Source organism: Variovorax sp. ISS6, assembly GCF_056523145.1.
Genome location: NZ_JAWRZC010000001.1, coordinates 5388398 through 5400459, shown reverse-complemented (window position 1 = coordinate 5400459; position 12062 = coordinate 5388398). Strand labels below are relative to the sequence as shown.

General features: G+C 70.8%; 7 protein-coding genes. 5 read left to right on the top strand and 2 right to left on the bottom strand.

All coding sequences use genetic code 11. The features are described from left to right. Positions 1-12 precede the first annotated feature (12 nt). Positions 13-3534 carry a transglutaminase family protein gene (locus tag AC1HIL_RS24915; RefSeq protein ID WP_479670278.1) on the bottom strand — a complete coding sequence of 1174 codons (3522 nt, stop codon included), beginning with the start codon at positions 3532-3534 and terminating at the stop codon, positions 13-15. 121 nt (positions 3535-3655) lie between these two features. Here AC1HIL_RS24915 and AC1HIL_RS24910 point away from each other — a divergent pair, with 121 nt between their 5' ends. From AC1HIL_RS24910 to AC1HIL_RS24890, 5 genes are all read left to right on the top strand, one after another. Next, entirely contained in the window at positions 3656-6133 is a 2478-nt protein-coding gene (locus tag AC1HIL_RS24910; RefSeq protein ID WP_479670277.1) for a DNA internalization-related competence protein ComEC/Rec2, read from the top strand. A gap of 145 nt (positions 6134-6278) precedes the next feature. Continuing rightward, positions 6279-7136, top strand: a complete 858-nt coding sequence (locus AC1HIL_RS24905; protein WP_261216027.1) for an oxepin-CoA hydrolase, alternative type — start codon at positions 6279-6281, stop codon at positions 7134-7136. 90 nt (positions 7137-7226) lie between these two features. Continuing rightward, positions 7227-8723 carry a circularly permuted type 2 ATP-grasp protein gene (locus AC1HIL_RS24900; RefSeq protein WP_057592261.1) on the top strand — a complete coding sequence of 499 codons (1497 nt, stop codon included), beginning with the start codon at positions 7227-7229 and terminating at the stop codon, positions 8721-8723. Positions 8724-8746: 23 nt separating this feature from the next. Continuing rightward, positions 8747-9703 carry an alpha-E domain-containing protein gene (locus AC1HIL_RS24895; RefSeq protein WP_057592260.1) on the top strand — a complete coding sequence of 319 codons (957 nt, stop codon included), beginning with the start codon at positions 8747-8749 and terminating at the stop codon, positions 9701-9703. Positions 9704-9732: 29 nt separating this feature from the next. After that, the gene (locus tag AC1HIL_RS24890; RefSeq protein ID WP_064262422.1) at positions 9733-10275 is read left to right on the top strand and encodes a prolyl hydroxylase family protein; all 543 of its coding nucleotides are present in this window, start codon (positions 9733-9735) and stop codon (positions 10273-10275) included. A 13-nt stretch (positions 10276-10288) separates the two neighbouring features. Here AC1HIL_RS24890 and AC1HIL_RS24885 read toward each other — a convergent pair whose 3' ends face one another. Next, positions 10289-11977 (bottom strand): phosphoethanolamine transferase, encoded by a 1689-nt coding sequence (locus AC1HIL_RS24885; RefSeq protein ID WP_479670276.1) that lies wholly within the window; start codon positions 11975-11977, stop codon positions 10289-10291. Between the last annotated feature and the right edge of the window lie 85 nt (positions 11978-12062).

Below are 12062 nucleotides of genomic sequence, written 5' to 3'. Positions count from 1 at the left end.
CGTGGACGCCGCTCAGCGCCGCAGGTCGAGCGTGAACGGGAATTCGCGGCTGCCGGGCACCTCGATGGTGGCGGCCGGCGTGCGCATCAGCCCCGGCGTGTGGCCGGTGCGCGTGAAGCGCGACAGGCGCCGGCTCTCGGCCTCGTAGGCATTGACCGGGAAGGTCTCGTAGTTGCGGCCGCCCGGATGGGCCACGAAGTACTGGCAGCCGCCGAGCGAGCGCTTCATCCAGGTGTCGACCAGGTCGACCGTCAGCGGCGCATGGGCCTTGATGCTCGGATGCAGCGCCGAGGGCGGGTTCCAGGCCTTGTAGCGCACGCCGGCGACGAACTCGCCGGCCACGCCCGTGGGCTGCAGCGGCAGCACGCGGCCGTTGACGGTGACCACGTGGCGGCTCTCGTTGAGGCCGGTCACGCGCACCTCGATGCGCTCGAGCGAGGAGTCGACGTAGCGCACCGTGCCGCCGGCCGAGCCTTCCTCGCCCATCACGTGCCAGGGCTCGAGCGCGTTGCGCAGCGAGAGCTCGACGCCCATCGCCTGCACCTGGCCCACGAGCGGGAAGCGGAACTCGAAGTGCGGCGCGAACCAGTCGGGATCGAAGGCGAAGCCGGCCTGGCGCATCTCGCTGATGACGTCGTCGAAATCCATCTTGACGAAGGTCGGCAGCAGGAAGCGGTCGTGCAGCTCGGTGCCCCAGCGCGTGACGGGCGCCTTGTAGGGCTCGTCCCAGAAGCGCGCCACCAGCGCGCGGATCAGCAGCTGCTGCGCGATGCTCATGCGCGCATGCGGCGGCATCTCGAAGGCACGCAGCTCGAGCAGGCCGAGGCGCCCCGTGCTGGAGTCGGGCGAGTAGAGCTTGTCGATGCAGAACTCGCTGCGGTGCGTGTTGCCCGAGACGTCGATCAGGATGTTGCGCAGCGTGCGGTCGACCAGCCAGGCCGGCATGTGCTGGCCGTACAGCTCGCGGTTCTTCGCGATCTCCCTGAGCGCGATCTCGAGCTCGTAGACTTGGTCGTTGCGCGCTTCGTCCACGCGCGGCGCCTGGCTGGTCGGGCCGATGAACATGCCCGAGAACAGGTAGCTCAGCGAGGGATGGTTGTGCCAGTACAGCAGCAGGCTGGCCAGCAGCTCGGGCCGGCGCAGGAAGGGGCTGTCGGCCGGCGTGGCGCCGCCCATCACGAAGTGGTTGCCGCCGCCGGTGCCGGTGTGGCGGCCGTCGGTCATGAACTTCTCGGCCGACAGCCGGGTCTCGAACGCGGCCTGGTAGAGGAATTCGGTGTGGTCGACCAGTTCCTTCCAGTTGTGGGCCGGATGGATGTTGACCTCGATCACGCCGGGGTCGGGCGTGACCTGCAGCATCTTCAGGCGCGGATCGCGCGGCGGCGGATAGCCTTCCATCACGATGCGCACGCCGAGCTCGCGCGCGGTGGCTTCCACGGCGGCGACCAGGTCGAGGTAGTCCTCGAGGCGCGCCAGCGGCGGCATGAAGACGTAGAGCACGCCCGAGGCGCTGCCCTTCTTCTCGGCCGCCGGGCCGTTGGCGCGGCGCGGGTCGCGCACCTCGACGCACAGCGCGGTGCGCGTGACCCAGTGGGCCGATTCGCCGCGCAGCGGCTGGCGCGTGGCGGCGCTGTCGAGGGCGGCGTCGGCATCGGCCGCGCTGCCGTCGCCAGTGCCTTCGCCGATGCCGGTACCCGGCCCCTGCATGCGCAGCGCCGCGGGCACGGCCGCGGGCGTGCCGAAGGCATAGGGCACGGCGCCGAGGTCGGCACCGGTACCGCCGGTCGCGCCCACGGTGTAGCGCGCGCGGTAGTCGGCCGCGCTCGGCAGCGCGTCGCGCGCCGCGGTCGGGTCGCGCTCGATCAGGTAGGGGTAGTCGCCCTTGCTGGCCCAGGGCTGCGAGTCGAGCGGCAGGCGGTAGCCCATCGGCGAATCGCCGGGGATCAGGTAGAGCCGGTCGTCGCGCAGGAACCAGGGGCCGGTCTTCCAGGCCGGGCCCTCGAGCGCGGGCGCGTCGCGGTTCGCGTTGCCGGGCTCGATCGGCAGCATGTAGCCGATCACCGCGTCGAGCTTCTGCGTGAACACGCGGCGCAGGCGCACGCGTTCGAGTTCGTCGTCGAGCTTGGAGTCGAAGGGGTCGACGTTGACCGGCAGGCGGCGTTCGCGCCACAGGTAGTAGTAGATGTCCTCGAAGCCCGGCTGCACATAGCGGTCGGTCAGGCCGAGCTTGCGCGCCAGCAGGCTGGTGAAGCGGCGCGCGTCCTCGCTGGTGTAGTGGGTCGGGAAGCGTTCGTCGGCGAACAGCTCGGGGTCGTGCCACAGCGTCTGGCCGTCGGCGCGCCAGAAGATCGACAGCGCCCAGCGCGGCAGCTGCTCGCCCGGGTACCACTTGCCCTGGCCGAAGTGCAGGAAGCCGCCCTGGCCGTACTCGGCGCGCAGCCGGTGGACCAGCTCGGTGGCATAGCCGCGCTTGGTGGGGCCGAGCGCGTCGGTGTTCCACTCGGGCGCGTCGCGGTCGCTGGTGGCCACGTAGGTGGGCTCGCCGCCCATCGTGAGGCGCACGTCGCCGGCCTGCAGCCGCTTGTCGACCGCCTCGCCCAGCGCCAGCACCTCGGTCCATTGCTCCTCGGTGTAGGGCTTGGTCACGCGCGGCGATTCGTAGATGCGCGTGACCTTCATGTCATGGCCGAACTCGACCTTCGACTCGTCGACACCGCCCTCGATGGGCGCGGCGCTCGAGGGCGTGGGCGTGCAGGCCAGCGGGATGTGGCCCTCGCCGGCCAGCAGGCCGGAGGTGGCATCGAGGCCGATCCATCCGGCGCCCGGCAGGAACACCTCGCACCAGGCATGCAGGTCGGTGAAGTCGACCGTGGTGCCGCTCGGGCCGTCGAGCGCCTTCACGTCGGGCGTGAGCTGGATCAGGTAGCCCGAGACGAAGCGCGCGGCCAGGCCGCAGTGGCGCAGCAGCTGCACCAGCAGCCAGCCCGAGTCGCGGCAGGAGCCGCTGCCGTTGGCGAGCGTTTCTTCCGGCGTCTGCACGCCGGGCTCCATGCGGATCAGGTAGTTGACGTCCTGCTGCACCTGCTGGTTGATGCCGACCAGGAAGTCGATGGTGCGCTGTTCCTTGCGGTCGATCTTGTCGAGGTAGGCCGCGAGCAGCGGCGTGGGCTCCTCGGTGACCAGATAGGGCGCGAGCTCCTCGGCCTGCGAGGGCGTGTACTTGAACGGGAAGTTCTCGGCCTGCGGCTCGAGAAAGAAGTCGAAGGGGTTGTAGACCGCCATCTCGACCACGAGGTCGACCGTGACCTTGAACTCGCGCGTCTTCTCGGGGAACACGAGCCGCGCCTGGTAGTTGGCGAACGGGTCCTGCATCCAGTTGACGAAGTGCTCGGCCGGCTCGACGCGCAGCGAGTACGAGATGACGTTGCTGCGGCAATGCGGCGCCGGACGCAGCCGGACGACCTGCGGGCCGAGTTGCACCAGGCGGTCGTATTTGTAGTGGGTGACGTGGTGGAGCGCGGCGTGGATGGACATGCGTTTTTGTGTGCAGTACTGGCAGATTGCATCGAAAAGATGTCTCTGGTGAGACGCATACTAGCCCAGAAGACAAAGCAATTAGCGCGCCACGGAGCGTCGTTGGGGGAGGGTTTGCATCATGGTCGCCAAGGGTGTGCGAGACGCATCCGATGCCGTCGCGCGCGCGCGCTGCGCCTTCGTCGCGCTCGCGGCAGCGCTCGCGGGCGTGGCGCTGCAGCTGCGCCAGCCGGTGCTGTGGGACGGCATGGTCTACGCGGGCGGACTGCTCGCCGGCATCGCGGGTCTCTGGTCGGCCTGGCGCCTGCCGCGGCATGCGCGCACCGCCTGGGTCTGCGCCGCGCTGGCCGGTGCGGCGATCGGCGCGGGGCTCGCGGGCGCACGGGCCACGGTCTATGCAGCCGGCGCGCTCGATCCCGCGCTCGAGGGGCGCGACCTGCAGCTCGTGGGCGTGGTGTCGCAGATGCCGCAGCGCGGCGATGCCGGCACGCGTTTTCGCTTCACTGTCGAGTCCGCGCGCTGGGCCGACCCTGCCGTGGCCGGATCGCCCGCGGTGCCCGACCGCATCGCGCTCGGCTGGTATGCCGAGGGCAGCAGCCTCTGGAACGGCGCGGCCGATGCCTCGGCACCGGACCTCCTGCCCGAGAGCCCGGTGCATGCGGGCGAGCGCTGGCGCCTGACCGTGCGCCTCAAGGCGCCGCACGGCCATCGCAACCCGCATGGCTTCGACAGCGAGCTGTGGATGTGGGAGCAGGGCCTGCGCGCCAGCGGCCATGTGCGCCTCGGCGCGCGCGACGAGGCGCCCGCGCGGCTGCGCCTCACGGGGCGGCATCCGGTCGAACGCGCGCGCGAGGCGGTGCGCGATGCCATCTTCGCGCGCGTGCCCGAGCGCTTTGCCGCGGGCGTGATCGCCGCGCTGGTCACGGGCGACCAGGGCGCGATCGACCGCGAGGGCTGGGACGTCTTCCGTGCCACCGGCGTGGCCCACCTGATGTCGATCTCGGGCCTGCACGTGACCTTGTTCGCGTGGCTCGCCGCGCATGTCGTCGGCGCGCTCTGGCGCCGCGGCCCGAGGCTGATGCTGCGCCTGCCGGCGCAGCGCGCGGCACTCGTGGGCGGCGTGCTGCTGGCCACGCTCTATGCGCTGTTCAGCGGCTGGGGCGTGCCTGCGCAGCGCACGGTCTGGATGCTCGCGACCGTGGCGCTGCTGCGCCTCACCGGGCGGCGCTGGCCCTGGCCGCACGGCTGGCTGCTGACCGCGGCGGTGGTGGTCGCGCTCGATCCCTGGGCCCTGACGCAGGCCGGCTTCTGGCTCAGCTTCGTGGCGGTGGGCGTGCTGTTCGCCACCGATGCGGGGCTGCCTGGCGACACCCGCCCGGGCCTGCGCGCGCGGCTGTGGCGGCTGCTGCGCGAGCAATGGACGATCACGCTGGCGCTCACGCCCTTGAGCCTGCTGCTGTTCCAGCAGGTGTCGCTGGTCGGACTGGTGGCCAACCTGGTCGCGATTCCCTGGGTCACGCTGGTGATCACGCCGCTCGCGATGCTCGGCACCGTCGCCGCGCCGCTGTGGGACCTCGCGGCGCGCGCGGTGCAGGTGTTGGGATTGCTGCTGTCGTGGCTCGCGGCGTTGCCGTTCGCCAGCATCTCGATGGCTGCGCCGCCGGCGTGGCTGGCGGCCTGCGGCGTGGCGGGCGGCGTGCTCGCCGCGATGCGGCTGCCATGGTCGCTGCGCGCGCTCGGCCTGCCATTGCTGCTGCCGGTGCTGCTGTGGCAGCCGGCGCGTCCCGCCCTCGGCGAGTTCGAACTGCTCGCGGCCGACGTCGGCCAGGGCAATGCGGTGCTGGTGCGCACCGCGAACCACAGCCTGCTCTACGACAGCGGCCCGCGCTACAGCCTCGAGAGCGATGCCGGCCAGCGCGTGCTGGTGCCGCTGCTGCGCGCCCTGGGCGAGCGGCTCGACCTGCTGGTGCTGAGCCACCGCGACAGCGACCACACCGGCGGCGCGAGCGCCGTGCTCGCGATGCATCCGCGCGCCGAACTGCTGAGTTCGATCGAGGCCGAACACCCGCTGCAGTCGCAACGCCGCGCGCGGCGCTGCGAGGCGGGCCAGCGCTGGACCTGGGACGGCGTGGACTTCGAGCTGCTGCACCCGCGCTCCGGCGACTACCTGTTCCTCACGCGGCCCAATGCCATCTCGTGCGTGCTGCGCATCGGCAACGGCCGCGCGACCGCGCTGCTGGCCGGCGACATCGAGCGGCTGCAGGAGGCCGCGCTGCTCGAGCGCGTGCCCGAGCGGCTGCGCGCCGACGTGCTGCTGGTGCCGCACCACGGCAGCAGGACCTCGTCGAGTGCCGCCTTCCTCGATGCGGTGCGCCCGCGCATCGGCCTGGTCCAGGCCGGCTACCGCAACCGATTCGGCCATCCCGTGCCCGAGGTGACGGCGCGCCATGCCGAGCGCGGCGTGCGCCTGGTCGAGAACGTGCGCTGCGGTGCCGCGCACTGGAGCAGCGCCCGCCCGATCGAGGTGGGCTGCGAGCGCGAACGCGCGCCGCGCTATTGGCAGCACCGGCCGGTCACTGAGGTTGAAACTGTGAACTAGTTGTTAAAAACCCGCCGGGCGAACCCTTGCCAGGTCGGGCGCGGCGGCGTCCCATGCGTTGTAGCGAAAACCAACGACGCAGGGGACCCATGACATCGCATCACCGCCAGGCCTTCTTCCCGCGCCCGCTCGCGGGCATCGCGCCATGACCGCCGCCGTTCCCGCCATCACCAGCAGCCACGTCGGCGGCGGCTCCACAGCGCGGCTCAAGACCCATCGCGAGGGCCCGGTGCTGGTGCTGACGCTCAGCAACCCCGGCGCCCGCAACGCGCTCAGTCCCCCGGTCTACCGCGCCGCGGCCAAGGCCATGCGCGATGCCGCGGGCTTTCGCACCGTGCGCGCCATCGTGCTGTGCGGCGAGGGCGCGCATTTCAGCGGTGGCGGCGACCTGCGCCGGCTGGCCCGGCAGCGCCGGCTGCCGGCCGCCGAGCAGCACGAGCACCTGGCGGCGCTGCACGACTGGATCCTCGCGATCGAGGCGGCGCCGCAGCCGGTCATCGCCGCGGTCGAGGGCGCGGCGGCAGGCGGCGGCTTCTCGCTGGCCCTGGCCTGCGACCTGGTCGTGGCGGCCGAGGACGCGAAGTTCTTCACCTCCTTCGTCAGCATGGGCCTGACGCCCGATGGCGGGGCCACCGATTCGCTGGCCCGCGCGCTGCCGCCGCAGGCCGCGCTCGAACTGCTGCTCGACGGCGAGCCCTGCACGGCGCAGCGGCTGCACGGCTGGGGCGTGGTCAACAAGGTGGTGCCGTCCGGCGAAGCCTGCGCGGTGGCGATCGAGTGGGCCCAGCGGCTCGCGCGCGGGCCCTTCGAGGCGCAGGCGCGCACCAAGCAGCTGGTGCACGCGGCGCGCGGGCGCAGCCGGCGCGAGCAGCTCGATGCCGAGCGCGAATCCTCGGTCGCGAGCCTCTATGGCGACGAGAGCGCCGAGCGCATCAAGGCCTTCCTGTCGCCGCGCAAGAAGCGCGCGGCCGACGCGGCCGCCGTTCCCGAAACGCGCGAATAAAAATCCGACCGTCGCCCGGCCGGGCTTGGCATCAGGGGTTCTACTGGCCTCGAACTTGCTAAGCTATGGCTCAAGGAGATTGGTCGTTCCATGCACAAATTCGACGAGATGTATGAGCAGCTCCCCTATGCGGGAGCCGCGATCCGGCAGCACTACAAGCGATACGACCAATGGCTCGCGAAGCAACCCGGCGAGGTGATGCGTTCGCGGCGCGAAGAGGCGGAAATGATCTTCCGCCGGGTCGGTATCACCTTCGCCGTGTACGGCGCCAAGGACGAGGACGGCTCGGGCACCGAGCGGCTGATCCCGTTCGACCTGCTGCCCCGGATCATTCCGGCGCACGAGTGGGACAGCATGGAGAAGGGGCTGGTGCAGCGCGTCACGGCGCTCAACCGCTTCCTGCATGACGTCTACCACGACCAGGAAATCATCAAGGCCGGCATCATCCCGGCCGAGCAGATCCTCAACAACGCGCAGTTCCGCCCCGAAATGATGGGCGTGACGGTGCCGCACAACGTCTACTCGAACATCTCGGGCATCGACATCGTGCGTGCCCCCGATGCCCACGGCAACGGCGAGTACTACGTGCTCGAGGACAACCTGCGCGTGCCCAGCGGCGTGAGCTACATGCTCGAGAACCGCAAGATGATGATGCGGCTGTTCCCCGAGCTGTTCAACCAGAACCGCATCGCGCCCGTGGCGCACTATCCCGACCTGCTGCTCGAGACGCTGCGCGCCAGCGCGCCGGCCGCGACGGCCGAGCCCACGGTGGTGGTGCTCACGCCCGGCATGTACAACAGCGCCTACTTCGAGCACGCCTTCCTCGCGCAGCAGATGGGCGTCGAGCTGGTCGAGGGCCAGGACCTGTTCGTCAAGGACAACTTCGTCTATATGCGCACCACGCGCGGGCCGAAGCGCGTCGACGTGATCTACCGCCGCGTCGACGACGACTTCCTCGACCCCGAGGTGTTCCGCCCGAGCTCCACGCTGGGCTGCGCGGGCCTGATGCGCGCCTACCGCGACGGCAACGTCGTGATCTGCAATGCCGTGGGCACCGGCGTGGCCGACGACAAGTCGATCTATCCATACGTGCCGAAGATGATCGAGTTCTACCTCGGCGAGCAGCCGATCCTCAAGAACGTGCCGACCTACATGTGCCGCAACAAGGACGAGCTGCAGTACACGCTCGACAACATGAAGGACCTCGTGGTCAAGGAAGTGCACGGCGCCGGCGGCTACGGCATGCTGATCGGCCCGGCCGCCACGCAGGCCGAGATCGAGGACTTCAAGAAGGCCGTGATCGCCAAGCCCGACGGCTACATCGCCCAGCCCACGCTGAGCCTGTCGACCTCGCCGACCTTCGTCGACGCCGGCATCGCGCCGCGCCACATCGACCTGCGGCCCTTCGTGCTCTCGGGCAGCGAGGTGCAGATGGTGCCCGGCGGCCTCACGCGCGTGGCGCTCAAGGAAGGCTCGCTGGTGGTCAATTCCTCGCAGGGCGGCGGCACCAAGGACACCTGGATCCTCGAGGCCGACCGCACGGCCAAGCCGAAGACGCAGTCCCAGTCGCAGAGCCAGTCGGCCTGAGTGCAAGAAGCCCGGAGAACCACATGCTGTCCCGCACCGCAGACCACCTCTACTGGATGTCCCGCTACACCGAGCGCGCCGAGAACACCGCGCGCATGCTCGACGTCAACTACCAGACCTCGCTGCTGCCGCAGTCGGCCGAGGTCGCCAAGTACGGCTGGCAGGGCGTGCTCTCGATCAGCGAGCTGCTGCCCTCGTACAACCAGAAGTACGACCAGATCGCGCCCAACGAGGTGATGGAGTTCATGGTCAAGGACGAGAGCAATCCGTCCTCGATCCTCTCCTGCCTCAAGGCCGCGCGCGAGAACGCGCGCGCGGTGCGCGGCGCGCTGACCACCGAGGCCTGGGAAACGCAGAACACCACCTGGCTCGAGGTCAACCGCATGCTGCGCGCGGGCGACTTCGAGCGCGATCCCGGCCAGTTCTTCGAATGGGTCAAGTTCCGCTCGCACCTCTCGCGCGGCGTCACGCTGGGCACGATGCTGCAGGACGAGGCCTTCTACTTCTCGCGCCTGGGCACCTTCCTCGAACGCGCCGACAACACGGCGCGGCTGGTCGACGTGAAGTTCCACGCGCTCAACAGCGAGTTCTTCGGTGCCGCCACCGAGGAGGACCAGGAGTACGACTTCTATCACTGGAGCGCGATCCTGCGCAGCGTCTCGGCCTTCGAGGTCTACCGCAAGGTCTACCGCGACGTGATCAAGCCCGAGCGCGTGGCCGAGCTGCTGATCCTGCGCGCCGACATGCCGCGCTCGCTGCATGCGAGCCTGGCCGAGGTGGTGGCCAACCTCGCGAAGGTGCAGAACGAGCAGAGCGCCGAAACCCAGCGCCGCGCCGGCAAGCTGCTGGCCGACCTGCAGTACGCGCGCGTCGACGAGATCCTCGCGACCGGCCTGCATGCCTACCTCACGCAGTTCCTCGACCGCGTGAACGAACTCGGCGTGCGCATCAGCCAGGACTTCCTGGTACCGGCCCACTGAACGGCGACCTCCCGGAGCGAAAGCGGCGAATGCACCTCGTGGTCCATTCGCCGCGCGCGTTTTCGGTCGGGCAGTTCCTGTCGGCCGACGAATGCGAGGCGCTGATCGCGCTGGCCGAGCGCGAGGGCTTCGCGGCGGCCGGCGTGCGCACCGCCGAGGGCCCGAAGGCCATGCCCGCGATCCGCAACAACGAGCGCGCGATGCTCGCGGCGCCCGAATGGGTGGCGCTGCTCTGGCAGCGCCTGGGCCAAGTCGAACTGCCGGTGCTCGAGGGCGAGGCCGCGCTCGGGTTGCCGCGTGAGCTGCGCTTCTACAAGTACCTGCCGGGCCAGCGCTTCAAGATGCACAAGGACGGCCCCTGGCGCGAGGACGGCCTCGCGAGCCGGCTCACGCTGCTGGTCTATCTCAACGACGGCTTCACGGGCGGCGACACCGATTTCCGCGAGTTCCGCGTGAAGCCCGAGGCCGGCGCCGCGCTGCTGTTCGTGCACGACACCTGGCACGAGGGCGCGGCGATCGAGGCCGGCACGAAGTACGTGCTGCGTTCCGACGTGATGTACGGCGCGGCCTGAACGCGCCGCTACCTCAGCGCTCGAACGATTCCACCGCCACCGGCAGCGTGGGCGCTTCCCAGCGGTAGGTCGCACCGAGCACGTCGCGCTCGGGCCGCTGGCCGTTCCAGCGGATGTCGAGCAGGTTCATCAGCGTCCAGCCGGCCCAGTCCGCGCGAAACGGTTGCTGCGGCTGCTGCGGCGCATGGTCCGCGAACGGCGTCTGCGGACGGCGCCAGATCACGGTCGGGATGCGGTAGCCCGAGGCGGTCGCGGGGCTGTGGCCCGCGCGGTCGCTGCCGTGGCCCACTTCCTGCCCATGGTCCGACAGGTACATCCAGGCGCGGGGCTCCTGCGGCGGGCCGGCGCTGCGCGTCTGCTGCAGCAGCTCGGACACCACGAAGTCGTGATAGAGCAGGGCGGCGTCGTACTCGTGGCGGTAGTGGCGCACCCAGGCCGAGCGGCCGTTCTTCATCAGCCCGGTCTCGACCGCGTCGACGCTGTCGTCGAAGGGATTGGCATCGGGCGGAAAGCGCAGGCTGTAGTGCGGATGGGCGCCCATCAGGTGCACCACGATCAGCTTGCGCTCGGCGCTGGTGTCGTCCAGCGCCTCCTGCATGCAGTCGAGGATCTCGCCGTCGAGCGAGGCGCTCGCGCGGCCCGGCGTGCGGTTGACCATGTCGACCACGTCGGCGTAGCGCGCATGCTGCTGCTCGATCGCGAGGTCGTCGTGGTTGCTGATCCACCAGACCTTGTAGCCGGCCGCGCGCGCGAGCGCGAGCAGGTGCGGCGGGTTCTCGCTCTCGGGCAGGCCGAAATGGAACATGTTGCGCAGCGCGGGCACGGTGGTGGCATCGACCGACCAGGCATTGGGCAGCACTTCCATGTGCGCGCCCGCCTGCGCCTTGTGGGCCAGCAGGCGCGGCGTGGTCGGGCGGCCGTAGCCGTAGAGCCCCATGTTGTCGCGGTTGATGCTGTCGGTGATGACCAGCACCACGGTCGACGGACCGGCGTGCTCGATCACCGGCGCCATGGCCTTGGCGCGCGCGAGCATCCGTTCGCGCATCCGCTCCTGGTCGGCCCAGAGGCCGCGCAGCGCATGGATCGACTGGCCCCACTGCGACCAGAAGAGCACCGGATGCAGCCGCCGCCAGGGCTTGCTCGCATAGCCCACGCAGGCCACCAGCAGCAGCAGCGCGAGCAGTGCCGTGGCCCAGCCCGGCGGCCGCGCGCGCGCCCCGGCCGGCGCGCTGGCTCCGCGCCGCGCGAAGGCCGCCACCAGCAGGGCCGCGGCGGCGGCCGCGCCGCTCCACAGCAGCGCCGAGCGCCAGTGCATCTGCAGGTACTCGCCGCTCTCGCGTGCGTTGGTGTTGGCCGCGGCGCTCAGCACCATGGCGCCGTCGGGCGCGGCCTGGTAGGTGTCGAGCAGGTAGGCGCGCAAGGCGCCGTCGAAGGCGAAGGCCAGGGTCCAGGCGCAGGCCAGCACGGTGCGCCAGCGGCGCACGCGCGCGCTGCGCACCGGCCAGGCCAGCCACAGCACCATCGGCAGCGCCAGCACCGCGAGCTGCGCGATGCGGCGCCCGTCGTGGCCGAGCACGATCACGGCGAGCAGGGTGGCGGCCACCACGCCGCAGGCGAGCAGGCCGTTGCTGCGCGCGGTGTCGGGGGAGGGAATGGCCGGCGCCTGGAGCAGGTCGGGGGCTTGGGCGGGCGGCTGGGTCAAGCGGAGCGGGCGGAGGGGTGGATCGCGGGCGCGATTCTGCCGCCGTGCACGGGTGTTCCGCGCAGTGCCCCCGTCGCGAGGGAGG

Bases quoted from the DNA above. Each gene is read 5' to 3' on its own strand.
- AC1HIL_RS24915 (WP_479670278.1), bottom strand. From the start codon at position 3,534: ATGTCCATCCACGCCGCGCTCCACCACGTCACCCACTACAAATACGAC.
- AC1HIL_RS24910 (WP_479670277.1), top strand. From the start codon at position 3,656: ATGGTCGCCAAGGGTGTGCGAGACGCATCCGATGCCGTCGCGCGCGCG.
- AC1HIL_RS24905 (WP_261216027.1), top strand. From the start codon at position 6,279: ATGACCGCCGCCGTTCCCGCCATCACCAGCAGCCACGTCGGCGGCGGC.
- AC1HIL_RS24900 (WP_057592261.1), top strand. From the start codon at position 7,227: ATGCACAAATTCGACGAGATGTATGAGCAGCTCCCCTATGCGGGAGCC.
- AC1HIL_RS24895 (WP_057592260.1), top strand. From the start codon at position 8,747: ATGCTGTCCCGCACCGCAGACCACCTCTACTGGATGTCCCGCTACACC.
- AC1HIL_RS24890 (WP_064262422.1), top strand. From the start codon at position 9,733: ATGCACCTCGTGGTCCATTCGCCGCGCGCGTTTTCGGTCGGGCAGTTC.